Source organism: Aeromonas sp. 84A, from assembly GCF_051919345.1.
Classification (GTDB): Bacteria; Pseudomonadota; Gammaproteobacteria; order Enterobacterales; family Aeromonadaceae; genus Aeromonas; species Aeromonas veronii.
Genome location: NZ_JBQBEW010000001.1, coordinates 3,376,204 through 3,399,936, shown reverse-complemented (window position 1 = coordinate 3,399,936; position 23,733 = coordinate 3,376,204). Strand labels below are relative to the sequence as shown.

Annotated in this window: 25 protein-coding genes and 1 riboswitch; of the genes, 19 read left to right on the top strand and 6 right to left on the bottom strand. The window is 56.3% G+C overall.

Translation table 11 applies throughout. From position 1 onward, the window contains the following. Window positions 1-40 precede the first annotated feature (40 nt). Entirely contained in the window at window positions 41-937 is an 897-nt protein-coding gene (locus ACTG20_RS15390) for a glycyl-radical enzyme activating protein (protein ID WP_194496731.1), read from the bottom strand. 128 nt (window positions 938-1,065) lie between these two features. Between ACTG20_RS15390 and fsa the strand changes: the two genes are divergently transcribed. Both fsa and ACTG20_RS15380 read left to right on the top strand, forming a co-directional pair. Then, entirely contained in the window at window positions 1,066-1,734 is a 669-nt protein-coding gene (gene fsa, locus ACTG20_RS15385; RefSeq protein ID WP_194496730.1) for a fructose-6-phosphate aldolase, read from the top strand. A gap of 114 nt (window positions 1,735-1,848) precedes the next feature. Further along, window positions 1,849-2,028, top strand: coding sequence for a hypothetical protein (locus ACTG20_RS15380; RefSeq protein ID WP_042080202.1), 180 nt, complete (start codon window positions 1,849-1,851; stop codon window positions 2,026-2,028). A gap of 17 nt (window positions 2,029-2,045) precedes the next feature. Here the strand turns inward: ACTG20_RS15380 and ACTG20_RS15375 are convergent, their stop codons facing one another. Then, window positions 2,046-3,245: an HD-GYP domain-containing protein gene (locus tag ACTG20_RS15375; protein ID WP_194496729.1), complete on the bottom strand. Its 1,200-nt coding sequence runs from the start codon at window positions 3,243-3,245 to the stop codon at window positions 2,046-2,048. Window positions 3,246-3,413: 168 nt separating this feature from the next. Here ACTG20_RS15375 and rsuA point away from each other — a divergent pair, with 168 nt between their 5' ends. Continuing rightward, window positions 3,414-4,106: a 16S rRNA pseudouridine(516) synthase RsuA gene (gene rsuA, locus ACTG20_RS15370; RefSeq protein ID WP_194496728.1), complete on the top strand. Its 693-nt coding sequence runs from the start codon at window positions 3,414-3,416 to the stop codon at window positions 4,104-4,106. A 19-nt stretch (window positions 4,107-4,125) separates the two neighbouring features. Here rsuA and ACTG20_RS15365 read toward each other — a convergent pair whose 3' ends face one another. Next, entirely contained in the window at window positions 4,126-5,025 is a 900-nt protein-coding gene (locus ACTG20_RS15365; protein ID WP_194496727.1) for a DMT family transporter, read from the bottom strand. A 156-nt stretch (window positions 5,026-5,181) separates the two neighbouring features. Here ACTG20_RS15365 and ACTG20_RS15360 point away from each other — a divergent pair, with 156 nt between their 5' ends. Continuing rightward, window positions 5,182-6,819: a peptide ABC transporter substrate-binding protein gene (locus ACTG20_RS15360; RefSeq protein ID WP_194496726.1), complete on the top strand. Its 1,638-nt coding sequence runs from the start codon at window positions 5,182-5,184 to the stop codon at window positions 6,817-6,819. 10 nt (window positions 6,820-6,829) lie between these two features. After that, entirely contained in the window at window positions 6,830-7,372 is a 543-nt protein-coding gene (gene yfcE, locus ACTG20_RS15355) for a phosphodiesterase (protein ID WP_158111119.1), read from the top strand. A 36-nt stretch (window positions 7,373-7,408) separates the two neighbouring features. Here yfcE and ACTG20_RS15350 read toward each other — a convergent pair whose 3' ends face one another. The 3 genes from ACTG20_RS15350 to flgA form a co-directional block, all read right to left on the bottom strand. After that, entirely contained in the window at window positions 7,409-7,825 is a 417-nt protein-coding gene (locus ACTG20_RS15350; protein ID WP_040066163.1) for a flagella synthesis protein FlgN, read from the bottom strand. Next, window positions 7,822-8,142 (bottom strand): flagellar biosynthesis anti-sigma factor FlgM, encoded by a 321-nt coding sequence (gene flgM, locus ACTG20_RS15345; RefSeq protein ID WP_005334177.1) that lies wholly within the window; start codon window positions 8,140-8,142, stop codon window positions 7,822-7,824. The genes ACTG20_RS15350 and flgM overlap by 4 nt, the downstream gene beginning before the upstream one ends. Window positions 8,143-8,233: 91 nt before the next feature. Next, entirely contained in the window at window positions 8,234-8,917 is a 684-nt protein-coding gene (flgA, locus tag ACTG20_RS15340) for a flagellar basal body P-ring formation chaperone FlgA (protein ID WP_194496774.1), read from the bottom strand. A 144-nt stretch (window positions 8,918-9,061) separates the two neighbouring features. Between flgA and ACTG20_RS15335 the strand changes: the two genes are divergently transcribed. From ACTG20_RS15335 to mgtE, 14 genes are all read left to right on the top strand, one after another. Then, window positions 9,062-9,973: a chemotaxis protein CheV gene (locus ACTG20_RS15335; protein ID WP_005334174.1), complete on the top strand. Its 912-nt coding sequence runs from the start codon at window positions 9,062-9,064 to the stop codon at window positions 9,971-9,973. 17 nt (window positions 9,974-9,990) lie between these two features. Further along, window positions 9,991-10,815: a CheR family methyltransferase gene (locus ACTG20_RS15330; protein WP_005350656.1), complete on the top strand. Its 825-nt coding sequence runs from the start codon at window positions 9,991-9,993 to the stop codon at window positions 10,813-10,815. Window positions 10,816-11,111: 296 nt separating this feature from the next. Beyond that, the gene (gene flgB, locus ACTG20_RS15325; protein WP_005334169.1) at window positions 11,112-11,510 is read left to right on the top strand and encodes a flagellar basal body rod protein FlgB; all 399 of its coding nucleotides are present in this window, start codon (window positions 11,112-11,114) and stop codon (window positions 11,508-11,510) included. Then, window positions 11,510-11,929: a flagellar basal body rod protein FlgC gene (gene flgC, locus ACTG20_RS15320; protein WP_194496725.1), complete on the top strand. Its 420-nt coding sequence runs from the start codon at window positions 11,510-11,512 to the stop codon at window positions 11,927-11,929. The genes flgB and flgC overlap by 1 nt, the downstream gene beginning before the upstream one ends. 15 nt (window positions 11,930-11,944) lie before the next feature. Then, window positions 11,945-12,685 carry a flagellar hook assembly protein FlgD gene (locus ACTG20_RS15315; RefSeq protein WP_110302906.1) on the top strand — a complete coding sequence of 247 codons (741 nt, stop codon included), beginning with the start codon at window positions 11,945-11,947 and terminating at the stop codon, window positions 12,683-12,685. A gap of 10 nt (window positions 12,686-12,695) precedes the next feature. Then, the gene (gene flgE / locus ACTG20_RS15310; protein ID WP_100654063.1) at window positions 12,696-14,063 is read left to right on the top strand and encodes a flagellar hook protein FlgE; all 1,368 of its coding nucleotides are present in this window, start codon (window positions 12,696-12,698) and stop codon (window positions 14,061-14,063) included. A 142-nt stretch (window positions 14,064-14,205) separates the two neighbouring features. Further along, window positions 14,206-14,952, top strand: coding sequence for a flagellar basal-body rod protein FlgF (gene flgF, locus ACTG20_RS15305; protein WP_005334159.1), 747 nt, complete (start codon window positions 14,206-14,208; stop codon window positions 14,950-14,952). A gap of 14 nt (window positions 14,953-14,966) precedes the next feature. Then, entirely contained in the window at window positions 14,967-15,755 is a 789-nt protein-coding gene (flgG, locus tag ACTG20_RS15300; RefSeq protein ID WP_005334158.1) for a flagellar basal-body rod protein FlgG, read from the top strand. Between the two features lie 14 nt (window positions 15,756-15,769). Then, complete coding sequence (gene flgH / locus ACTG20_RS15295) at window positions 15,770-16,441, top strand: flagellar basal body L-ring protein FlgH (protein ID WP_005350662.1); 672 nt, start codon at window positions 15,770-15,772, stop codon at window positions 16,439-16,441. A gap of 8 nt (window positions 16,442-16,449) precedes the next feature. Continuing rightward, entirely contained in the window at window positions 16,450-17,547 is a 1,098-nt protein-coding gene (locus ACTG20_RS15290) for a flagellar basal body P-ring protein FlgI (RefSeq protein WP_005350664.1), read from the top strand. A 43-nt stretch (window positions 17,548-17,590) separates the two neighbouring features. Continuing rightward, the gene (gene flgJ / locus ACTG20_RS15285) at window positions 17,591-18,664 is read left to right on the top strand and encodes a flagellar assembly peptidoglycan hydrolase FlgJ (RefSeq protein ID WP_100654062.1); all 1,074 of its coding nucleotides are present in this window, start codon (window positions 17,591-17,593) and stop codon (window positions 18,662-18,664) included. Window positions 18,665-18,667: 3 nt separating this feature from the next. After that, a complete protein-coding gene (locus ACTG20_RS15280) occupies window positions 18,668-20,671 on the top strand; it encodes a FlgK family flagellar hook-associated protein (RefSeq protein WP_064338290.1) in 2,004 nt (667 codons plus the stop codon). Window positions 20,672-20,675: 4 nt separating this feature from the next. Continuing rightward, window positions 20,676-21,881: a flagellar hook-associated protein FlgL gene (flgL, locus tag ACTG20_RS15275; protein ID WP_194496724.1), complete on the top strand. Its 1,206-nt coding sequence runs from the start codon at window positions 20,676-20,678 to the stop codon at window positions 21,879-21,881. 182 nt (window positions 21,882-22,063) lie between these two features. After that, window positions 22,064-22,233: riboswitch (M-box (ykoK) riboswitch) on the top strand. A gap of 122 nt (window positions 22,234-22,355) precedes the next feature. Next, window positions 22,356-23,699: a magnesium transporter gene (gene mgtE, locus ACTG20_RS15270; RefSeq protein WP_021231054.1), complete on the top strand. Its 1,344-nt coding sequence runs from the start codon at window positions 22,356-22,358 to the stop codon at window positions 23,697-23,699. The last annotated feature ends 34 nt before the right edge of the window (window positions 23,700-23,733 follow it).

The window sequence follows — 23,733 nt, the reverse complement described above, 5'->3', positions numbered from 1 at the left end:
TGGTCATTGGGCAGTGAGTGGCTGATGTCATGGGGTGTTGCTAGCCCCGGGTGAGCGGGGTCAGCCCCTGCGCACGGGCACACTCATGGGCAAAGGCGAGCAGTGCCGGGTCATCGAGTGGCTGCCGGGGGGCCTGATAGGGTTGGTCGAGCAGGGCGTATTTGCCTGCGCCCAGTGTGTGGTAGGGGAGAAAGTGGATCTCCTGCACAGTGCCAAGGCTGGCGGCAGCTCGGGTGATGGCCTCTATGGATGCGCGGTCGGCATTGAAGCCGGGAATGAGCGGCACCCGGATCTGCATGGCCACGCCGCGCTCGGCCAGACGCTTGAGGTTGGTCAAGGGCAGGGCGACCTTGCCGCGGGTCCAGTCGAAGAAGCGCTTCTCATCCACATGCTTGAGATCCGCCAGCAGCAGGTCGAGATGGGGGAGGCTTGGCTCAATCTGGTGCCAGGGCACGTGCAGGCAACTTTCCACTGCGGTATGCAGTCCCTCGGCCTTGCAGCGGGCCAGCAGGTCGGCAGCAAATTCGGGCTGCATGAAGGGTTCGCCGCCAGAGAGGGTGACTCCGCCGCCACTGCGCTCGAAGAAGGGGCGATCCCGCAAGATGATGGCCATCAGGGTGTCCAGGCTCTCCTCCCGGCCGCACACCTGCAGCGCTTCGCTGGGGCAGAGGCCGCGCAGCCGTTCCACATCCTGATTGCCGAGGGCTGAGCGGGGGAGCTGGACACCCTGGCTGTCACGCAAGATTGCCGGACAGGCATCGCTGCAGAGCCGGCATCCCTCGATGCATTGGCGCCGGTCGAGTAGTATGTCCGGCTTGGGAGAGCGGCTTTCCGGGTTTTGACACCAGCGACAGGCCAGCGAGCACCCCTTGAGAAACACCAGGGTGCGAATGCCGGGGCCATCGTGAGTTGAATATCGTTGCAGGTCGAAAATCATACCGCCTCCTTTTGTATTTGCATTCTATTTTCTTTCATTCGAAAGTTGATTTGATTTCGGTCAAGCAATTTGCAGATGTTTTATCGCTAGAATGGCGACATATTGAACATCCCGTTAAGGAGTTAGAGATGGAGCTGTATCTCGATACCGCCGATGTGGCGGCAGTGCGTCGCTGGTCACGGATCCTGCCGTTGGCCGGTGTCACTACCAATCCTTCCATTACCGCCGCCGGGGGATTGCCGCTCTGTGAGCTGCTGCCCGCCCTGCGCGACGTGCTGGGGCCCAAGGCGCGCCTGTTTGCCCAGGTGATGGCCAAAACCGAGACCGAGATGGTGCGTGAGGCATTCGCCCTGCGTGAGCTGGACCCTGATCTGGTGATCAAGATCCCGGTGTGCGCAGAAGGGCTGGCTGCCATCAAGAGCCTGACAGCCAACGGTGTGCCGACTCTGGGCACCGCTGTCTATACCCCGCTGCAGGGCTGGCTGGCGGCGGTGGCGGGGGCGGAATATGTCGCGCCCTACGTTAACCGGCTGGATGCCCAGGGGGGCGATGGCATTGCCACCGTGCAGGAGTTGCAACAGCTGCTTGCGCTGCACGCACCGAACAGCAAGGTGCTGGCGGCGTCATTCCGCACTCCCCGTCAGGCCCTTGACTGCCTGCTGGTCGGTTGCCAGTCCATCACCTTGCCGCTCGATGTGGCGGAGCAGTTGCTGAACGTGCCTGCGGTGGATGCGGCATTGGCGAAGTTTGATCAGGATTGGCAGCGCGCCTTTGGTCGCTTCCCGGTGACAAGCTGATTGCAGTGATTGAGGGGGGAGGGTGAAGAAGCGCGGGTGATGGGGATTGACTGACTAGACTGGAAAGAGGTGGCTATATTCGCGGGCCGCCCTGCAGTCTACCGGAGGTATCCCATGAGCGACCATCTGCTGCTCCCCCATGGTGAAGATTTGCGTCGTGCGGTGCGTTGGCTCAGCGAGCATCACCAGCACGATCTCGCCGCCATTGAAGAGGCCAGCCTGCGTTTTGATCTCTCGCCGCTGGACGAGGAGTTTCTGATCCGGCACTGGCTCGACAGCCAGCGCCAATCATGAATATCTGAGGTGAGGGATTAGAAGAAGTTGGCGAGGTTGATGCCAAACTCTTTGGGGTCGACTGTATTCTCGATGCTCTCCTGCACCCCTGACTTGGCCAGATCCAGCCACTGTACCTCGAGGTAGTGACGCTGGGTGGCGTGATAGATCACCTTGACCACTGGCTTGAGCGGCTGCTGCTTGTTGCGCTGCATCACGATAGCCAGGCGCTGGTTTGAGAGCTGTACCAGAGTGCCCACCGGATAGACTCCCATGCACTTGATGAACTTGGTGACCAGTTCGGCATCAAAGTGCTGATTGATCCCCTTGAGCAGAATGCGGAAGGCCTGGGTCGGCTGCATACCTGCTTTGTAGACCCGATCCGCGGTGATGGCATCATAGACATCGACGATGCCGCTCATCCGGGTATAGAGAGAGAGCTGCTCCCCCTTGAGTCGCTGCGGGTAGCCGGAGCCATCGAGCCGCTCGTGGTGGTTGGCGGCCACCTCCAGCATGGTGGGGGTAATGCCAGGGGTATTGCTGAGGATCTCGTAACTGTGCACCACATGCTGGCGCATGATGGCGAACTCCTCGTCGGTCAGCTTGCCCGGTTTGTGGAGCACCTCGTCCGGGGTCATGATCTTGCCCACGTCGTGCAGCAGGCCACCCAGGGTCAGCTCCTTGAGCACGCTGCGCTCAAGCCCCAGATAGCGGCCGAAGTTGGCCAGCAGAATGGCGACGTTCATGGAGTGCTCCATCAGGTAGGCATCCTTGGCGCGAATGCGGGCTAGACAGAGCATGGCATCGCCGTGGGTGAACATGGTGTCCACCATCTCTTCGGCGACTTCGGCCAGCGGGGTGATGTCGATGGGTTCACCCGCCTTGAGGTGGCGAATGAACTTGCCTTGCAGCTCGCGCGCTTCCTGATAAAGGCGGCGGATTTTGAGCTCCCGTCCTTCGCCGTTGGCACTGGCCCTGCGCCCTACCTGGGCGCTGTTGGCATTGAGATCGGGGGAGGTAACGGCGTCACTTTCGGCACTACCCAGCTTGCTGCGGGCCAGATCGATGCGTACCGTGAGCACCCCCTGACGCACCAAATTGGCAATTTGCGCCACGCTGGTCACCAAGCCCATCTGGGCGATCTCCATCCCACCTGTCTGGCTGGCGATAGCAATGACATACATGCCGGGTTTCAGCTGGTTGACGGGAATGACGGGATAGGATGCTTGAGACTTCATGAGGGCTTCCTGACTCTTATTATTATGAGTATCGTTCGGATGGGTCACACCGGAGAAGTGTAACATCGGATGACCAGTTCGTCATAATTGGCAACCCCTTAACAGTGGCGTTGTCGCCCCCGCCCGATATAATGACGCCCCTTTACTTGTTGGACTCCGAGGTTGTGAATGCGGCTTGATAAATTTCTGTGCGATTGTTCCGATTTGACCCGCTCGCTGGCAGGCAAACTGATCCGTCAGGGTGAGGTCATGGTGGATGGCATTGTGGTCAAGCAGCCCGCCTTTCATATCAATGAGCAGAGCCAGATCGAGTTTGACGGCGTGCTGCTGACGCTGGAGCAGCGCAACCGCTATTTCATGCTGCACAAGCCGGAAGGTTACGTCTGCTCCAACGAGGATCCGGATCACCCGACCGTCTTCTTCCTGATGGATGAACCGGCGATGGGCAAGCTGCACGTAGTGGGTCGCCTCGACCTCGATACCACGGGGCTGGTGCTGGTGACCGACGATGGTCAATGGTCCCACCGCATCACCTCGCCGCGCCACGAGTGTGCCAAGACCTATCACGTCTGGCTGGCCGATCCGGTGAGCCCGGATGCGATCGCGCTGTTCGCCGAAGGGGTCTACCTGCGTAACGAGACCGATAAAACCCGTCCTGCCCATCTGGAAATTCTCGGCGAGTGCGAGGCCCGACTGACCATTCACGAAGGCAAGTACCATCAGGTCAAGCGGATGTTTGCCTCCATCGGCAACAAGGTCGTTGGCTTGCATCGCGAGCGGGTGGGCGGTCTGACGCTGGACGAAGATCTGGCCACCGGTGAATACCGCGAGCTGACCGCTGAGGAGATTGCCCTGTTCTGATCAGGGATGGTGCCGGGTGTCAGTGAGTGCTGAAACCCAGCACCAGCGCCGTGCCCAGGGTGGCAATCAGTGCACCCGCCCAGGCGGCAATGGATGGCCGCTCCCCCGAGTGCCACCACAACAGCGGCAGCAGCAGTACCGGCGTGGTAGAGGAGAGAATGGCCACCATGCCCACCTCGCCCTGCCGCAGCGCCATCAGGATCAGCGTCATCCCCAGCCCCATCGCCAGAAAACCGTTGGTGGCAATCATGGCGAGGATATGGCGATTGACCGGTTTGAGCGGCATGGCCAGCGGCAAGCGCCCCAGCCGCAGGACGCAGTGGGCCAGCAGGGCACTGCCCATCCGGATACCCGATGCACTCACCGCATCCACCTCACCACTCATCATCACCGGCTTGGCAATGATGGCTCCCACGCTTTGACACAGTGCCGCCGTCAGGCCAAGGCCAATTCCCAGCGCCAGATTGCCACGGATCTGCTCGCACTCGTTGCTGCTACTGCGTCTGCCAAACAGGATCGCCAGCATCACGCCAGCAAAGACCAGCATGGCCCCCAGCAGTCGCCAGCCTGTCAGCTGTTCATTAAAGAGCCAGAGCCCAAGCAGGGCGGAAAACAGCGCATGGCAAGAGAAGAGCAGAGCACTGCGTCTTGGCCCCAACCGGTTCATGCAGGCAAACAGCGCCGTGTCGCCCACGAAGATGCCGACCAGCCCCGAGATGGCGAGCAGGGGCAGGGCGCTTGCGGTGAGGGTTTGCCAGCCACCGGTGAGCAGACTCATGGTGCCGAGCATCAGGCTGACCAGAAACATGCGCCAGCGGCTGTAGGCAAATGCGCCGAGATGACGGGCCGGTTTGACCGAAATTAGCGCTGCAACTGCCCATAAACTGGCCGACGCGAGGGCCAGCCACTCATAACCCATAAAAACTCCTGAAAAAATTAACCCGAAAGACTCCATCTCCCGGGCAAGCCCGATACAATACGGGGCGTTTTCGGGGATAACAAGAGCGGCATCAGGCATTCATCAGGCGCGCCGTCGGCCTTCCCCTCCTGCAGTGGTGTTATTCGAGGTTTTGTCATGAGGTATGGTTTCTTCCCCAAGCTGGCGCAACGCTGGCTCTCCCCGCTATTGCTTGCCGTGCTGGCAGGGCCCCTGGCCCATGCCACCACCGTTGAGCAGCAGCCTCTGCTTGCCGATCGGCAAACCCTGGTCAAGGGCAACGGTGCCGAGCCGGAGTCACTGGATCCGGCGCTGGTGCGCTCCGGTTTCCCGGGGGAAGCGGTACTGGTCGATCTGTTTGAAGGGCTGGTCAGCGAAGATGGTCAGGGGCATATCGTCCCCGCTCAGGCCCAGCGCTGGGAGGTGAGTGACGATGGGCTGGAGTGGCGATTTTTCCTGCGCCCCCAACTGAAGTGGTCCAATGGCGAGCCGCTGGTGGCCGCTGATTTCGTCTATGCATGGCGCCGTCTGCTCGATCCGGCCATCAACTCCCCTTCTGCCGGATTGCTGCTGGCCACGGGGATCAACAATGCGCAATCCATCTATGCCGGTGCGCTGGAGCTCGGCAATCTTGGCATTGAAGCGCAAAGCGATCAGATTTTGAAAATCACCCTGGAGCGGCCGGCTCCCTATTTCCTGCAGCTCATCAGTCAGCGCCCCTTTGTGCCAGTCAATCAGAAGGCGATAGCCAAATTTGGCAAACAGTGGACCAAGCCCGGCAAGCTGGTGAGCAATGGTGCTTATCGGTTGGCAAGCTGGACGCCAAACGAGCGGATAGAAGCCGAGCGCAATATCCACTACTGGGATGACCTTCACACCCGTATCGGACGGGTCACCTATCTGCCTATCACTTCGCAACATGCCGAACGGCTGCGCTATGAGGCTGGTGAAATCCAGCTCACCAACAAGGTCTCCCTCGGCTATTACCAGAAGATGAAGCGCGAATCTCCGGAGCGGCTCTGGGGCTTGCCGCTGTTTGGCACCTATCTCTATGCGTTCAATCTGAAGCGCCCCGAACTGCAGGATGTGCGGGTGCGTCAGGCGCTCTCCATGGCGGTTGATCGACAGCAGCTCAGTGGAGCGGTGAGCGGGCAGGATGAACAGGCGGCATGGTCGCTGTTGCCGGAGATGCCGGGTTACCCCCGGGTGATATTGCCTGTGGCGCTTGAAGATATGCCAACCCGCCAGGCCAAAGCGGCAGCGTTGCTGTCAGCGGCAGGGTATAACAGTGCCAATCCACTCAAGCTGAGCATTACCTACAACAGCGCAGAAACCCACAAGCAGATGGCGATGGCCATTGCCGCCATGTGGCAGAAGCTGGGGGTACAGGTCACCCTCAACAGTCTGGAGTGGGGTGCCTATCAGGTGACCAAGGATAGCGGTGATTTTCAGGTGGCCAGAAGCTTCCTGTTTGGCGATTACGTGGAGCCGTCAGCCATGCTGGGCAGCTTCCGTTGTCAGGATCTGCGCAACGAGAGCGGCTACTGCAATCCCGACTTTGATCTGCTGCTGGAGCAGGCAGCCAATACGCTGGACAGCGCGAGCCGGGTTGAACTCTACCGGCATGCCGAACAGTTGCTGCTTGAGGAGGCGCCGATCCTCCCCGTGTATCATTACAATCAGATGAGACTGGTCGATCCCGCGCTGCGAGGGCTGCCCAGCCAGAATTTGAAAGGGACGATTGCCACCAAGGATCTCTATTTCAGCCCGCAGTGAGGAGCATTTCATGAAACTTGCCATCATTTCCGACATCCACGGCAGCATCATTGCGCTGGAGCGGGTGCTGACCCAACTTGAGCCCTGGCAGCCGGACCACTATCTGCTGCTCGGCGATCTGCTCAACCATGGCCCGCGCAATCCTCTGCCGGAAGGGTATAACCCGGCCGCGGTGGCCGATCGGCTCAACGAGCTGGCGCCACAGATCATCGCGGTGCGGGGCAATTGCGATTCCGAAGTGGATCAGATGCTGTTGCGCTTTCCCATCACAGCCCCCTACAACCAGTTGCTGATCGATGAGCGGCGCTGGTTTGTCAGCCATGGCCATCTTTATCGCCCGGACGAGGTACAGCTGCCTGTGGGCAGTCTGTTCCTGAGCGGCCATACCCATGTGCCGGTGCTGGAGTGGCAGGGGGAGCGGGTATTGATGAACCCGGGGTCGATCTGTTTCCCGCGCGGCGAGTTGCCTGCCAGTTACGGGAGCTATGAGGACGGGGTACTGCGCGTTAATGCGTGTGAGGACGGGCGAGAGTTGTTGCGACTGGTGCTTTAAAACCGAGAGCAAAAATGCAAGGCCTGATAAGAGATGTCAGGCCTTGATACCGTAGGAGCGGGTGCCAGAGCGAGTGTTACCCTTGGCGTCATAGGTCAGGCTGTTGCGATCGCGCAGCTGACTCAGAAAGGTTGCCAGACGACGGTTGGAGACGATGCTCAATTCAAGCAAGCGACCGTTGATATCATTTTGTGCCTGGCAGGCATCCAGTTTTGCACGAAGCTGTGCCATCTCGTCGGGATAGGCTGCCAGCTGCAGTGCCAGTTCCGGCATCTCTGCGAGAGTCTTGTCCAGAGTTTCTATCGCAGCAAGCAACTGCTGTTTGCGCTCGGTCAGTGCGGGCAGGGCCAGTGCCTGATGCTGTTCGAGCAAGCTGAACTCCTCTTCCAGAATGCCTTGCATCTGGCTGAGATAATCATCTTGGGTGTGCAGTAACGAAGGTAAGTCCATCATCCCAGAACTTTGTCCAGATTGGCCTCAAAACTGAACATCTTCTTGGCCACAGCGTCGCTGTTAACCTGATATTCGCCACTCGCAACGGCTTTTTTCAGCCGTTCGACCTTGCTCTCATTGCCGGTCGAGGCGGTATTGAGGTTTTGTTGCATCTTTTGCAATTGTTGCGCCTCACTGGTCAAGGAGACGGAGTCCAGCTTGACAGTAGCCGCTTTGTTTTCGGGCGATGAGGTGACTGACTTGCTGCCTGTCCCCTGGCTATTAGCGGTATTTTGCAACCGATTATTCGCCAAGTTGTTGATATTGTTGATGGCCATTTTAGTTACCTTCGTCTGCTTTAAGGTTTGCTTACCTGTATATCGGTGCGGCAGATCAAAACTTTAGAAAAAAGTTGTCAAGGATCCGGATTTAAAAAGTGACCGATACGGCACCTACTGCACTGACTTTACCCTCAACGGTTTTGCCGGAGCGAATATTGACGAGTTTGATGATCTCTCCGAAGCTGCCATCTTGCAAGGCTCGGGCCATGGTTTTGATCTGGAAGTTGCTGTTTTCTGCCGTCAGGGTGACCTGATCCCCTTTGCACACGACACAAACCTGGCTCAAACGGATGGGTTGCCCCGGTTTTAACTCCCTCTTGCTGCGTACTCCGACAAGAGGGGCTGTGTCAGTCAGGTAGTCGCCGCGGATCAGGGTCTGATCCTGATAGGCCAACACCAGCTGGCTTTCACTCAGCAGGTCCCCCTTGGCGATGGGGTTGGTCACAGTGACATAGGGCTTTTGAATGCTGACCCGCACCGGGAGATAGACGTCCCAGGGTTTGTATTCCTCACACTTAAGGTAAACTGTTGTATTACGGCGAATTTCCATTTTTGCTGGTAAGCTGATAGTGAGCAGGTCTTCGCAGCGGGTCAGTGGGAGCCGTTCATCCAGTGTGGCAGAGGTAACCTCGGCTCTGGCATCCAACGGAATATCCAGCTGGCTGTAAACGAACTCTTGTGCCTTTTCTTGCAGATAAGTAGTGACGTCCGAGGCGTAGCTGGAAGATATGCTGCCAAAAAAGAGGCTGATGAGTAAAAGTCGGTTAATCATTTTCGCTCGTTGGTCGATAAGTTGTTCACGCATATCACCATATTTAACTATGATTGCTTCAGAATCTGTTCGTTGTCACATCGATAGTCTGACGCAATCCATCACGCATGCATGATTAATGCCAAGCGTTTTTAGGGAGTGTTTATGGCCAGTATCCTGGACTCGGTCAACCAACGTACCCAGCTAGTGGGGCAAAACCGGCTGGAGTTGTTGTTGTTTCGTCTCAATGGACGTCAAAGATTTGGCATCAACGTATTCAAAGTGCGTGAAGTGTTGCAGTGTCCCCCCTTGACCGTGATGCCCAAACTGAACTCCTGCATCCGCGGGGTCGCACATATTCGTGGCCAGACTATCTCGGTCATCGACCTCAGCATGGCGGTTGGCAAACGCCCGATTGATGATCTGAGCAAATGCTTCATTATCATCTCCGAGTACAACCGCTCTATTCAGGGCTTTTTGGTGCATTCGGTCGAGCGCATTATCAATATGAACTGGGAATCCATCCTGCCTCCGCCTAAAGGTGCGGGTCGCATCAACTACATGACAGCCGTGACAGAAGTCGATGGCGAGTTGGTCGAAATCCTCGATGTTGAGCGGATATTGAACGAAATTTCGCCGGTTGCAACGGATGTGAGTGAGGAGTTGGTTCAGGCCAGCGTCGACCACCCGACTCTGGGGCGTCCTGTTCTTGTTGCGGATGACTCCTCAGTGGCACGCAAACAGGTACAACGTGCGCTTGAGGCTATCGGTGTCGAGTGCGTGTTGGCAAAAGATGGCCGCGAAGCATTGAACATGCTGCTGGAAATGACCAAAAATGGTCCTATCAAGGATCAGGTTGCGCTGGTTATTTCGGATATCGAAATGCCGGAAATGGATGGCTATACCTTCACTGCCGAGATCCGGAATAATCCCAATCTCAAGGATTTGCATGTTATTCTGCATACCTCGCTCAGTGGAGTATTCAACCAGGCAATGGTGCAGAAAGTTGGTGCGAACAATTTTATCGCCAAGTTCCAGCCTGATGAATTGGCCAAGGCCGTACAAAACGCACTCTAATAAAGAAGAACAGCTGCATGAAGACACTTTCGGACGACTTATACAAACAGTTCAGCAACTTTCTGGCGGTACAGAGCGGAATTGTGCTGGGGGATAACAAACAGTATCTGGTGAAGAGCCGTCTTTCACCTTTGATGGCTCAGTTTGGCATCGAGAGTCTGTCTGATCTGGTTACCCGTGCAATGAGTGTGCGAGAGCGTGACCTGAAAATGGCCGTGGTGGATGCTATGACGACCAACGAGACCCTCTGGTTTCGTGATACCTATCCGTTTCAGCTTCTTACCGACAAGATTTTCCCCGAGTTGGGGAAAAGTGGCCGCCCCATCAAGATCTGGTCGGCTGCATCCTCGTCAGGTCAGGAACCCTATTCCATTGCCATGACGGCACTGGAACAGCAGATGAAAAAGCCGGGGACCTTGCCTGGTGGCGTGCAGATTGTCGGGACGGATATTTCGACGACCATGCTCAATCAGTGTAAGGAAGGCGTTTACGATAGCCTTGCTCTGGCGCGCGGTTTGTCACCGGAGCGCAAGAAGATGTTTTTTGAGCCTTACGGTGATAACAAGATGCGGGTTGCCGAGCGAGTCAGAAAATTGACCACCTTCCGGCCACTCAACTTGCTGGAGAGTTATAGTCTGCTCGGCAAGTTTGACATTATCTTTTGCCGTAACGTGCTTATCTATTTTGCGCCGGAAGTGAAGTCGAAGATCCTCAACCAGTTTGCTGCCAGTCTCAACCCCGGTGGATATCTGATGCTGGGCGCGTCGGAGTCACTGGCCGGGTTAACCGATCGGTTCGAGATGATCCGCTGCAATCCGGGGATTGTCTACAAGGTCAAATAGGCCTGATGGCCACGATATTCGGGGTTTTACCGGATTTAACCAGTTCATACAAAGAGGGAAGCTACGAGCTTCCCTCTTTCTTAATCTACAGCTCAGTCTTTCTATTTACCTACCATATCTCGCCACTGTAAAAGTGGTTGCAACCTTAAGGTGGCCAAATGATGCCGTCTGACTCAAGGCACGAGATGCTCCTGCTGTTTTCGGTCTGAAATGTGCTCATACCCAAACCATCGAACTGAGAGATTTGCTTATGGCACACCTCTTGCAGACAAAATAAACCAAGCAGGAGGTGTGCTATGGCTCTTTCATTTGACAAGGCATTCGGTGTGCATCAACACACCATAAGCGTTCGCGCCAAGCGTGCTGAGGTGCTTTCCAGCAATATTGCCAACGCAGATACCCCGGGCTTCAAAGCCAGGGATATCAATTTTGCTCAGGCATTGCAGGAGGCTCAGTCGCATCAGGGTTTTGGTTTGGCAACGACCAGCGAAAAGCACTTTGCCTTGAATATGGACGCCCCGGGTACCGTGCAATATCGCAACCCGCTGCAACCGGATACCGGTGACGGCAATACAGTCGATGTGCAGCAGGAGCGCAGCGAATTTCTGCGTAATAGCCTCGAGTATCAAACCTCCCTTGAATTTATGAATAGCAAGATCAGTGGCCTGCTAAAGGCCCTGAAAGGAGAGCAGTGATGAGTTTGTTCAAGGTCTTTGACATAGCAGGCTCGGCTATGAGCGCACAGTCAGTGCGCCTCAACACGGTTGCCAGCAACATGGCCAACGCGGACAGCGTCAGCTCCAGTGTGGAAAATACTTACCACGCCAGGCGGCCAGTCTTTGCCGCCCAGCTCGAGCAGGCGATGTCTGACAAGCAGGGCTCAGTCGGGGTTGAGGTGAAGGGGATTGTCGAGAGCAAGGCGCCACTGCTCAAGGAGTACAATCCCAACCACCCGATGGCGGATAAAGACGGTTTTATCTTCAAGCCAAACGTCAACATGGTTGAAGAGATGGCCGACATGATCAACGCCTCGCGCAGCTACCAGACCAACGTACAGGTTGCAGATTCGGCCAAGAAGATGCTGCAGCAGACGCTCCAGCTTGGCAAGTCCTGATAGGAGGGATGCAGCATGGTCGATACAACCAACAGTGCTAACGGTATAAGCCGTACCACGACCCAGGCGACAGGCACCACCACGACGCCCAAGAAAGAGCTGGATCAGGCTTCCTTTCTAAAGCTGCTGACCATGCAGCTGTCGTATCAGGATCCTTTCAAGCCTGTTGATAACGCCCAGATGCTCTCCCAGATGGCATCCATGTCGACATCTGAGGGGATCAGCAGTTTGTCCACTCAGATGGGTAAGCTTAATGACCAGATGATCTCCAGTCAGGCGCTGCAAGCCTCCGCATTGGTGGGACAAAATGTGCTGTTGCAGAGCAATACCGGCTATCTGGATAAGGAGGGCTCTCTCCCCGGTGTTGTGGCTGTGGGAACGACGAATAAATATTCGAGCGTCAAGGTCACCATCGAAGATGAAAAAGGCCAGGTTATCAAGGAATTCTCTCTCGAAGGGGAGCAGCGAGGCAACGTTGAAGTTGCCTGGGATGGCACAGACAAAGATGGAAAGCGGGTCAAGTCAGGTAAATATGTGATTAAGGCAAGCGGTACTCTGGATGGCAAATCCGAAAGTATTGCTGCTTATGCTTACGGCAAGGTGGATAGTGTGGCGCTGGGCAATGCGAGCAATCCGACAATGCTTAACGTGAAAGGCTTGGGTAGCACGCTGTTGAGTAGCATCTTGCAAATTTCAGGAACTAATTCAAACCAGACGGTTACACCGTCAAAAACCACGTCGACAGCATCGATCTAAGGAGCTGGATATGTCATTTAACAATGCCTTGAGCGGTGTCAACGCGGCACAAAAAGACTTGAACGTCACCGCCAACAACATTGCCAACGTTAACACCATGGGCTTTAAAGAGTCCCGTGCCGAGTTTGCGGATGTCTACGCCAACTCCATTTTTGTCAATGCCAAGACCCAGGTCGGTAACGGTGTGGCGACAGGTGCGGTTGCTCAGCAGTTCCACCAAGGGGCGCTGCAATTTACCAATAACGCACTGGATCTGGCTATTCAGGGTAACGGCTTCTTTGTGACCTCTGACGGTCTGACCAATCTGGATCGCACCTACACCCGTGCCGGTGCCTTCAAGCTCAATGAAAACAGCTATATGGTCAACAATCAGGGCCATTATCTGCAAGGTTACGAAATCAACGCCGATGGCACGCCTAAGGCGGTAAGTATCAATGCGACCAAGCCGATTCAGATACCTGACAAGGCCGGTGAACCAATCAAGACAACCAAGATTGACGCCAGTTTCAACCTGCCATCGACAGCGGCGCCCCTGCCCGCAGGTAATGCGGTGGGTGATGCCTCTACTTTTGACCCCAAAGATTCGAAAACATATTCCTCTTCAACTTCTGTGGTGATTTATGACTCACTGGGTGAGCCGCATACCATCACGCAATATTTTGTCAAAGAGGCTGACCCGGCAGATCTGACCAAACCCGCCAATCCTACAGCTTGGCGTATGTACCTCTACCAAGGTGATAAGCCTATTGATATTGTCGGTGGTGTCACACCCACTATGGCAACTGGTTTGAGTCAGGCGCCTGCTGGTGCAAGAGTGACCTTCGGGGCTGATGGCAAGATGATTACCCCGACTACACCGGCGACCATCAAGACAGAGCAATTGGGAGCCGCGCCCCCGGCAGGTGCTGGCATTATCACCAATGGTGCAGATCCCACTCAGCAGGTGGATATCAACTTCGGAACGGTGACCCAGTATGCTTCACCGTTTGAAGTCAACAAGTTGACTCAGGATGGTTCCACTGTCGGCCGTTTGACCAAGGTGGAGATCACTCCGGACGGCATCGTGTCCGCGACTTACAGTAACGCAACCACCATCAAAGTGGCCATGGTGGCAATGGCAAAATTTGCCAACTCGCAAGGATTGACTCAGGTTGGCGATACCTCCTGGCGACAGTCCCTGCTCTCTGGCGATGCCTTGCCGGGGACGCCGAACTCGGGCACTTTCGGGACCATCAAATCATCAGCGCTGGAGCAGTCCAACGTGGATTTGACCTCGGAGCTGGTGGACTTGATCACTGCCCAGCGTAACTTCCAAGCCAACTCCCGTTCTCTGGAGGTCAACAGTTCGCTGCAGCAGACCATCCTGCAGATCCGTTAATTGCGCAATACATGATAATGAGAGGGGGCTTGGCCCCCTCTCTGTTTCTGTCGCATTCCCATCCTTATCCCCCCCATATTTCTGCTATTGGCACTCTAATTGCATTTCTCCTGTCAGAGTCATCTGTTTGACGGAGAATTCCATGGATCACCTGCTTTATATCGCCATGTCCGGGGCCAAAGAGACCATGAACAGCCTGGCTGTTCGCGGCAACAACCTCGCCAATGCCAATACCACCGGCTTCAAGTCCGATTTTGAGCAGGCCAGAAGCATGCAGGCGTTCGGAGAGGGCTTGCCAAGCCGGGTGTTTGCCATGGCTGAGCGCCCGGGGCAGAACCTGCAGCATGGCATGTTGATGACCACCGGACGGGATCTGGACGTGGCGGTGGATGGTCCGGGCTGGATTGCCGTGCAGGATCCCAAGGGCGGTGAGGCCTATACCCGCATGGGGAATTTGCAGGTCAATGCGACCGGCAACTTGCAGACCTCGACCGGACTGAATGTGGTGGATGACGGTGGTCAGCCAATCGTGTTGCCGATGCCGATGGAGAAACTCGAGATCAATCGGGATGGCACCATCAGCGGTCGTCCTGAGGGAGCTGCCGCCAACTTGCCGGAAGATTTTCAGCGGATCAAGTTGGTCAACCCAGCCGCCGATGCGGTGGAGAAGGGGCAAGATGGTCTGTTTCGCCGCAAAGATGGCCAGAATGAACCCGCCTCTGCCAACGTTGGCCTGATTGCCGGCTCCCTTGAGGGGAGCAACGTCAATGTGGTGGATGAGATGACTAACCTGATCCGGCTGCAACGCCAGTTCGAAACCCAGGTCAAAATCATGAAGACGGCCGAAGAGAATGATGAAGCTCAAACCCAACTGCTGCGAATCAGCTAATCAAGGAGTTACCTATGAATCCCGCACTCTGGATCAGCAAGACCGGCTTGGATGCACAGCAGACCAATATTTCGGTCACTTCGAACAACCTGGCGAACGCCAGCACCGTGGGCTTCAAAAAGTCACGGGCCATCTTTGAAGATCTGCTGTATCAAAACATCAACCAGCCCGGTGGCCGATCCTCTGCCGATACCGAGCTCCCCTCCGGCTTGATGCTGGGGGCGGGTGCCAAGGTGGTGGCGACCCAGAAAAACCACAGTCAGGGTAACGTACAAACCACTGACAACTCGCTCGATTTGATGATCAGTGGTCGTGGCTACTTTGAAATTCAGCTGCCGGATGGCAGTGCAGCCTATACCCGTAACGGTCAGTTCACCCTCAACGATGAAGGGACCATAGTGACCCCGGGTAATGGCTACCCACTGCAACCGGAAATCCAGATCCCGGAAAACGCCCAGAGCGTTACGGTGGGTGAAGATGGCCAGGTCTCGGTGCAGCTCAAGGGCGATGGCGCTTCTCAGGTCGTCGGTCAGATCAACATCTCCGACTTCGTCAATGCCAGCGGCTTGCAGCCGATGGGGGAGAACATGTTTGTCGAGACCCAATCCAGCGGCGCTGCTGCGCAGGGGACTGCCGGTGCCGATGGCTTGGGGGTGATCAAGCAGGGGATGCTGGAGACTTCCAACGTCAACGTGACCGAAGAGCTGGTGAACCTCATTCAGGCTCAGCGGGTCTACGAGATGAACTCCAAGGTGCTCTCCGCCGTGGACGGCATGATGTCCTTCCTGATCCAGCGTACCTAATTAGGAGGTGCATGATGAAAGCCGTATGGATGCTGGGATTGTTGGTGCTGGGAGGGTGTAGCAGCACTCCCAATACGCCCAAGCCTGATGATCCCGAGTTTTCCCCCGTCTACGGGGAGTCGGAGCCGGTGTCGGTGCGGCCGACAGGGGCGATTTTCCAGCCGGATCAGGTCAATGGCATCTATTCGGATATCAAGGCACACAAGGTAGGCGACATCATTACCATCGAGTTGTCGGAGTCGACCTCCGCCTCGAAAAAGGCCAATACCCAGAGTGGCAAGAATAACAAGTTCAATCTGGACCCGGTCAAGTTGGGTGGCGTGCCCGTGACCGCCAGCCCCTATGATCTCTCAGCCTCCATTGCTCAAGACAGCGCGTTCAAGGGGCAGGCCAAGGCGGATCAGAGCAACAGCCTGCAGGGCAATATTTCGGTCAGCGTGGCCAAGGTACTGCCCAACGGCAATCTGGTGGTGCGCGGCGAGAAGTGGATCATGCTTAATAATGGCAATGAATATATCCGGATCACCGGCCTTATTCGCCCGGAGGACGTGACGTCTGATAACAGTGTTTCGTCCCAGAAAGTGGCCAATGCCCGCATTTACTACGGTGGTACCGGCGATCTGGCCAATAGCCAGGAGCAAGGGTGGCTTACCAGCTTTTTCAATGGTCCCTGGTGGCCGCTCTAGGAGATGTTATGAAGTCACTCCGTCTTGTCACTCTGCTTTGCTGTCTGCTGCCCTTGGGTGTGGCCAATGCGGCCCGGATCAAGGACATCAGCTCGGTTGAAGGGGTGCGTAACAACCAGCTGATTGGTTACGGTCTGGTGGTGGGGTTGCCCGGCACTGGCGAGAAGAACAACGCCTTCACCGAGCAGACCTTCCGTACCATGCTCAACAACTTTGGCATCAAGGTGCCGGACAACATCAAGCCCAAGATCAAGGATGTGGCTCCGGTGGCGATCCATGCCGACCTGCCCCCCTTCTCCAAGCCGGGCCAGACCATCGATGTGACGGTCTCTGCCATTGGCGAGGCCAAGAGCCTGCGGGGCGGCACTCTGCTGCAGAGCTTCCTGAAAGGGCTCGATGGGCGGGTTTATGCGGTTGCCCAGGGCAGTCTGGTGGTCGGTGGTCTGGGGGCCGAGGGGGCTGATGGTTCCAAGGTAGTGATCAATACCCCGACCGTCGGACGGATTGCCAACGGTGCGACCGTGGAGCGGGAGGTGCCCAACTCCTTCAGTCAGGGGGATACCATCACTTTCAACCTTAACCGACCCGACTTTACTACGGCGCGCCGTCTGGCCGATGTGGTCAACGATCTGGTGGGGCCGAATACCGCTCAGGCGCTCGATGCCACCTCGGTCAAGGTCTATGCCCCGCGAGATCCGGGTCAGCGCGTCTCCTATCTCGCCACCATCGAGAATCTGGAGGTGGATCCGGCCAACGAGGCGGCCAAGATCATCGTTAACTCCCGCACCGGCACCATAGTGATCGGCAGTCAGGTCAAGCTCAAACCGGCGGCCATCAGCCATGGCGGGTTGACGGTGACCATCGCCGAAAACCAGCAGGTCTCCCAGCCCAACCCGCTGGCGGGAGGAGAGACGACGGTGACCAACAACTCGACCATCAATGTCCAGCAGGAGCCGGGGCGGATGTTCAAGTTTGATACCGGTGCGACCCTGGACGATCTGGTCCGGGCGGTCAATCAGGTCGGGGTCGCCCCGGGTGATTTGATGGCCATCCTTGAGGCGCTGCAGCAGGCAGGCGCCATCGAAGGGCAACTGGTCATATTGTAACAAGCGGCAAGTGGTTGCCACGGGTGGCAATGAGGTAAGCAAAATGGCGGAGTTTGACAGCAACAGCGGCATGAATCTCGGGATGGTACAGGACATCAAGAACCTGGATCGTTTGCGCCAGATGAGCCAAAGCAAAGAGGGACAGGCCGAAGCGCTCAAGAGTGCGTCACGCCAGTTCGAGTCAATCTTTACCCAGATGCTGTTTCAGAGCATGCGTCAGGCCAACGGGGTGTTGACTCAGGACAACCCGATGAACAGCAGCTATACCCAGTTCTATGAAGGGATGCTTGATGAGCAGCGGGTTGCCGACATGTCCAGCAAGGGGGGGCTGGGATTGGCTGACATGGTGGCCAAACAGCTCTCTCCCGAGACCTTTACCCATCAGGATGGACGGGTGCTCAAGATGCCGCAGCGCACCGAACGGACCTACAAACCCTATCAGCCACCCACGGCCGCAGCAGATGATTTGATCGCGGCATCAAAAGTTGGCAAAGATTTTGCTGAAAAAGAGATGGCCGAGGGGGCAAAGGAGAGTCACGCACTCACTATGCCCCGTCGACCGCACCGCAGCATTCCGCCCATGGGACGCATGACCAGCGAAGAGGGCAGTGCCACCGGTAGTGGGGGCAAAGAGTTCGATACACCGGAAGAGTTCGTCAATCGCCTGATGCCGCTGGCCAAGAAAGCGGCCGACAAGTTGGGGTTAAGCCCGGCGGTACTGGTCGCTCAGGCGGCACTGGAGAGCGGTTGGGGCAAGCGGGTGATCAAGGATGGCGAGGGGCAGGTGACCCATAACCTGTTTGGTATCAAGGCCGACCCGCGCTGGGAAGGGCCAAAGGCGGTGGTCAGCACGCTCGAGTATGAGCAAGGTGTCGCCTCCCGCCAGAAAGCGGCATTTCGCTCCTATGAGTCGTTTGAAGAGAGCTTCAACGACTATGTGGATTTCCTCACTTCCGGCTCTCGCTACAAGGGAGCCCTGGCGAAGGTGGATAGTCCTGATCGCTACTTTGAGGCGCTGCAACAGGCGGGTTATGCCACCGACCCGCACTACGCCAGAAAATTGAAACAGGTATTGCGCAGTGACGCCATTGCTCAATACAACGAGATGGAGCTGTAACGTATGGCAAGCGACCTGCTTGGGATTGGTTCATCGGGCGTGCTGGCACAGCAACGCCTGCTGCAGACCACCAGTAACAATATAGTGAACGTCAATAGCCAGGGCTATGTGCGTGAGCGTACGCTGGTGTATACCAATACCATCGGTCTGGGGACCGGTGACATCAAGACCCAGCGGGTAATCAACGACTATATGCAGGGGGAGGTGCGCCGTGATACCTCTGCCTATCATGCCTCCCTGACCCATTATGAACAGCTGGCTGGCGTTGACAGCTTGCTTGGGGATACCAGCAACAGCGTGGGGGCAGCCATCACCTCCTACTTCAAGTCATTTCACTCAGCCAATGAATCGCCTGCCGAGATCGGTGGGCGCAAGGTGGTGATGACGGAGTTGAGTGGCATGGTCAACCGTTTTCATACCCTCTCGGCGCAGCTCGACAAGCAGAGCGATACCCTCAACACCCGTATCGAAGATGAAACCAAGCAGGTCAACAGCCTGCTCACCAGCATCAATGATCTTAATCAGGCCATCATCCGCACCCAGGGGTCACCCGAAGAGAACCTGATGCTGTTTGATCAGCGGGATGAGGCGATCCGCCAGCTGTCGGAGAAGATGGATATTCGCACCGTAGCCCAACCCAACGGCAGCATGCTGGTCAATATGAGCACTGGCCATTCGCTTATCCTCGATGGGGGCGTCGCCCAGTTCAAGGTGATTGCAGGAGATCCTGACTCCCGGGATCAGGAGCTGCAGCTGACCCTGGGGGCGAACAAGGCAACCATCGACCACGATACGTTTGGTGGCGCCATGGGCGGGCTGTTCAAGGCGCGTACCGACCTTGAGCCGACCAAGCGCGAACTGGGGCAGCTGGCCGTGGCGATGGCCGATGCGATGAATCAGCAGAACCGCCTCGGGATGGATCTGGATAACGAGATTGGCGGCGATATCTTCACCCTGCCTACCAGCAAGGGCTTACCCTACGGCAATAACACGGGGACGGTCGGGGCGAATGTCAGCTTCGTGCCGGGCAAGGGGACATCAGTGACCCCGTTTGATTACGAAGTGCAATTTAGCAGCGCTACCGGTTATGAGGTGTTCTCGCTGGACAAGTCTGGTAATCGAACTTCTGTGGCGACTGGCACGACCCCTCCTGCAACGTTTGAACTCACGGGTCATGGCATTTCAATCGATCTCACCGGTGCGCCGGCTGCGGGTGACAGACTGTTGCTGCAACCGACCAAAAGTGCGGCCGCCGGTCTGGGTCAGCTGATCACCCGACCGGAAGATTTGGCCCTGGCCTCTCCGCTTAAAGCGGAAAAGACCACCAATAATGGCGGCGGGGCTGATATCAAACTGGGTGGCGTATTCAATACAGGTGCAGGATCAGGTTTTGGTACCAATAGTCTGAGCCCGACAGCGCCTCAGGTCGTCAAGATTGACGCCAACGGTAACTATCAGGTGTTTCAAGCCGATGGCACTACCCTGATTGGCACTGCCCCTGCGAGCAGCAAAGGGCAAAACCTGATGTCTGCGATCGTCAACCCTTTCCCCGCCGGAGCCGCAGTCTATGCCAACCCGAAACAGGCGCCCGGCTACGAGTTCAGCATCACCGGAACGGTAGATGCCGGTGACAGCTTCAAGCTCAGTTACAACAGCAATGGCTTTGCCGATAACAGCAATGGCCTGGTTCTGGCTGAGCTGCAAAACAAGGATCTGGTGCGCAAGAGCACCAATGGTGGGACGACCAACGACAAGATGACCTTCAATCAGGCCTATTCCGGGTTGGTGATGGAAGTGGGTAACAATACCAGCCAGGCAAAAACGCTGCTCAAGGCCAATGAGTCCAAGCTTATCCAGAGCACCGGCATCTTTGAAAGCGTGTCAGGGGTCAATCTGGAGGAGGAGGCGGCCAATCTGATCCGCTTCCAGCAATCCTATGCGGCATCGGCGCAAATCGTCAGCACGGCCAAAACCATTTTCGATACACTGCTCTCTTCCGTGAGGTAACGTCATGCGCATCACCACCAACATGATCTACGACCGGAATATCTATTCCCTCAACAGTGCCAACGAGCGGTTGAATACTGCCTATCAACAGCTGCAAACCGGCAATAAATTTCAAACTGCCGGCGAAGATCCCGCGGGGATGAGCCAGAAGATGGCACTGACCAAGGAGATTGACCTGTTCAAGCAGTACAGTGTCAATGGCAGCTTGCTGGAAAACAGCCTGGGGCATGAGGAGACGGTATTAACGTCGATTAATAATGCGATGCTTAGTGCCCAGACCCTGATCCAGAAGTCAAATAATGGCGCTATCAGCATGGATGATCGCAAGGCTATTGCCAGCGAGCTGGAAGGGTTGCAGCAGCAGATGTTTGACCTGATGAATAGCAAAAACTCCTCGGGTGAATTTATATTTGGCGGTAATCAGAGCAAGACCCAGCCATATATAAAAGACGCTAACGGAAAATATATTTATCAGGGGGACCCTGGTCAGCGAAATATTCAGGTCTCACCCACAGTACAAATTGCTGCCAATGATTCCGGGCAGGATCTGTTTGAAATCGTGGCGACCAGAAGAACTGCCAGTGCAACCACCGCAAATATCAAGGTCGGAGTCGGCGATCAGGGCAACTTTGATAATTTCTATAAGTCCAATTATAACTCGGCACTGCCCAGCAACACCTATACCGTATCAACCACCATAGGCCCGCCTGATACCTATGATATCAAGGATGCCGGTGGTACTACCCTGCAAACGGGTAACTACACTGCTGGCACCAAGATCCCTTTCAATGGGTTGGAGTTGACCATCAGCTCGCCTGCGGGCAGTTCTGAGCAGTTTGATCTTAATCCACCGAAGAATGACAACATATTGAATGGTATGTCGGATTTTATTACCGCCTTGCGTGACCCCGCTATCACAGCTGACAACTTTGCGCTGGAAGTGGCAGATGCCACCGTTCATATGAAAAATGCCCGCCTGAATATCGATCATGGATTGGGGGAGTTGGGTGGCAGGATGAACAGTCTCGAGGCAGTCATGGATTCTAACGAGGGGTTGAGTACCCTCAACGCCGAGGCGAGAGCCAAGGTGTCGGAAGCGGATCTCTATGACGTGATTTCCGCGCTGTCAAAAGAGGATGCGGCATTGAGTGCCTCGCAACTCTCTTTCAGCAAAATAAGCCGTCTGACACTATTTGACTATATTCGCTAATAAATAAGGGCCCCTTTGGGGCCTTTTCTTTTGTCCAGACTATGAAAATTGGTTCCGTGTCATCTCCTGCCAATTGTAACAAGCTGTTGCCGTTGCCCATTTAATGGGAGCTGTGGGGTTGACCTCCCTGCGGGATTGGATAATCATGCCGCCCGCACAACAGAGGGTTGTGCGAATTATTTGCAGCATCTCGTTAGGCGAGGCTCCTGTATAAACACAGGCCACTGATCTCACGACGTCCAGAGACGCCCAAGATCAGGACAGTTTTCATCGGATTAAGGTGTAAACCCAAGTGGCTTCCGGCATGCCGGATACGTTATACAGTGCTAAAGCTGGTACGTGGGGATGATGACACGCCGAACGGCGTCATTTCCTGCCTATTACTCGTCAATCAAATTGCTGTTTTCTTGTCGTTGCATCCGGTTATTTCCGGAGGCATTCAGGCTCGCCTGAAATCACATGAGGATATCTGTGATGAAGAAAACACATACCATTCTTAACCGTCACCAACTGCTCGATCTGGCCGCCCTGCAGGGTTGGCTGGAACATAATCTGGATCCGGTTCAGCGCGCCGATCAACTGCTGACCCTGCGTCCGGAAGAGCTCAACTGCATCTTTGATACCCTGCCAATTCCGCAAGGTGCCGAACTGCTCGGCTCACTCTCGGCCGAGAGTGCCGGGCGCCTGTTGCAGCGGCTCCATGGCAGCATCGTCAGCGTGTTGCAGGAGGCCATTCCCCGCCGTGAGATGGTCGCCATCCTGCGCAAACTGAGTCGTCAGGATCGCACCATGTTGCTGGCTCGCTTCCCGACCCAGGCGCAGGCCATGTATTACTCCCTGCTGGATTGGCCCACCGAGTCTGTGGGGGCCAACATGCGCCACGAATATCTGGCGGTGCGGGAGGAGGACACGGTCGGTCACGCCAAACAGCTGATCCACGATGCCTGGGACAATGCCCAGCTGTTTCGCCATATCTATGTGGTCAACGGGGATGGTCGTCTGCAAGGAAGCCTCTCCCTCAAGACCTTGCTGATCGCCGACCCGCTGGCCAACGTCGCGACCCTGATGGATCGGGAGACGGTGCGGATCAACGCCCGTGCGGATCAGGAGTTGGCAGCGCGCTTGCTCATCGACCGCGACCTGTCGGTATTGCCTGTCGAGGATCAGGGGCGACTGGTCGGTATTTTCCACGTCGATGATGCGGCGGATATTCTGGAGCTCGAATCCACCGAGGATGCCGAGATGCAAGGGGGCTCATCACCGCTCGATACCCCTTACTTGCAGGCGACGCCCTGGCAGCTGTGGCGCAAACGGGTGGGCTGGCTGCTTATCCTGTTTGTGGCGGAAGCTTACACCGGCACCGTGTTGCGGGCATTCGAGGAGCAGTTGGAAGCGGCCATTGCGCTGGCCTTCTTTATTCCGCTCCTGATCGGTACTGGCGGTAACAGCGGCACCCAGATCACCACCACCATAGTACGTGCCATGGCGGTCGGGGAGGTGAGTCTGCGCAATCTCGGCACAGTGCTGAAAAAGGAGCTCTCCACCGGTTTGCTCATCTCGGGTGCCATTGCCATGGCGGCCTGGGTACGGGCATGGAGTCTCGGCGTCGGTCCCCAGATTGGCATGGTGGTGACCTTTACCATCATCGCCATCGTGCTCTGGAGTGCCACGGTCGCATCCATTATTCCCATGGTGCTGCGTCGTTTCCGCATCGATCCGGCGGTGGTCTCTGCGCCATTCATCGCGACACTGGTGGATGGCACCGGCCTTATCATCTACTTCGAGATGGCCAAGTGGTTGTTGCCCGAGTTGCAGTAACCGGGAGATTGAGATGCAAAAGGCAGCCAGTGGG

Excerpts from the sequence above, each read along its gene's own strand:
- ACTG20_RS15390 (WP_194496731.1), bottom strand. The coding sequence starts at position 937 with ATGATTTTCGACCTGCAACGATATTCAACTCACGATGGCCCCGGCATT.
- fsa (WP_194496730.1), top strand. The coding sequence starts at position 1,066 with ATGGAGCTGTATCTCGATACCGCCGATGTGGCGGCAGTGCGTCGCTGG.
- ACTG20_RS15380 (WP_042080202.1), top strand. The coding sequence starts at position 1,849 with ATGAGCGACCATCTGCTGCTCCCCCATGGTGAAGATTTGCGTCGTGCG.
- ACTG20_RS15375 (WP_194496729.1), bottom strand. The coding sequence starts at position 3,245 with ATGAAGTCTCAAGCATCCTATCCCGTCATTCCCGTCAACCAGCTGAAA.
- rsuA (WP_194496728.1), top strand. The coding sequence starts at position 3,414 with ATGCGGCTTGATAAATTTCTGTGCGATTGTTCCGATTTGACCCGCTCG.
- ACTG20_RS15365 (WP_194496727.1), bottom strand. The coding sequence starts at position 5,025 with ATGGGTTATGAGTGGCTGGCCCTCGCGTCGGCCAGTTTATGGGCAGTT.
- ACTG20_RS15360 (WP_194496726.1), top strand. The coding sequence starts at position 5,182 with ATGAGGTATGGTTTCTTCCCCAAGCTGGCGCAACGCTGGCTCTCCCCG.
- yfcE (WP_158111119.1), top strand. The coding sequence starts at position 6,830 with ATGAAACTTGCCATCATTTCCGACATCCACGGCAGCATCATTGCGCTG.
- ACTG20_RS15350 (WP_040066163.1), bottom strand. The coding sequence starts at position 7,825 with ATGATGGACTTACCTTCGTTACTGCACACCCAAGATGATTATCTCAGC.
- flgM (WP_005334177.1), bottom strand. The coding sequence starts at position 8,142 with ATGGCCATCAACAATATCAACAACTTGGCGAATAATCGGTTGCAAAAT.
- flgA (WP_194496774.1), bottom strand. The coding sequence starts at position 8,917 with ATGATTAACCGACTTTTACTCATCAGCCTCTTTTTTGGCAGCATATCT.
- ACTG20_RS15335 (WP_005334174.1), top strand. The coding sequence starts at position 9,062 with ATGGCCAGTATCCTGGACTCGGTCAACCAACGTACCCAGCTAGTGGGG.
- ACTG20_RS15330 (WP_005350656.1), top strand. The coding sequence starts at position 9,991 with ATGAAGACACTTTCGGACGACTTATACAAACAGTTCAGCAACTTTCTG.
- flgB (WP_005334169.1), top strand. The coding sequence starts at position 11,112 with ATGGCTCTTTCATTTGACAAGGCATTCGGTGTGCATCAACACACCATA.
- flgC (WP_194496725.1), top strand. The coding sequence starts at position 11,510 with ATGAGTTTGTTCAAGGTCTTTGACATAGCAGGCTCGGCTATGAGCGCA.
- ACTG20_RS15315 (WP_110302906.1), top strand. The coding sequence starts at position 11,945 with ATGGTCGATACAACCAACAGTGCTAACGGTATAAGCCGTACCACGACC.
- flgE (WP_100654063.1), top strand. The coding sequence starts at position 12,696 with ATGTCATTTAACAATGCCTTGAGCGGTGTCAACGCGGCACAAAAAGAC.
- flgF (WP_005334159.1), top strand. The coding sequence starts at position 14,206 with ATGGATCACCTGCTTTATATCGCCATGTCCGGGGCCAAAGAGACCATG.
- flgG (WP_005334158.1), top strand. The coding sequence starts at position 14,967 with ATGAATCCCGCACTCTGGATCAGCAAGACCGGCTTGGATGCACAGCAG.
- flgH (WP_005350662.1), top strand. The coding sequence starts at position 15,770 with ATGAAAGCCGTATGGATGCTGGGATTGTTGGTGCTGGGAGGGTGTAGC.
- ACTG20_RS15290 (WP_005350664.1), top strand. The coding sequence starts at position 16,450 with ATGAAGTCACTCCGTCTTGTCACTCTGCTTTGCTGTCTGCTGCCCTTG.
- flgJ (WP_100654062.1), top strand. The coding sequence starts at position 17,591 with ATGGCGGAGTTTGACAGCAACAGCGGCATGAATCTCGGGATGGTACAG.
- ACTG20_RS15280 (WP_064338290.1), top strand. The coding sequence starts at position 18,668 with ATGGCAAGCGACCTGCTTGGGATTGGTTCATCGGGCGTGCTGGCACAG.
- flgL (WP_194496724.1), top strand. The coding sequence starts at position 20,676 with ATGCGCATCACCACCAACATGATCTACGACCGGAATATCTATTCCCTC.
- mgtE (WP_021231054.1), top strand. The coding sequence starts at position 22,356 with ATGAAGAAAACACATACCATTCTTAACCGTCACCAACTGCTCGATCTG.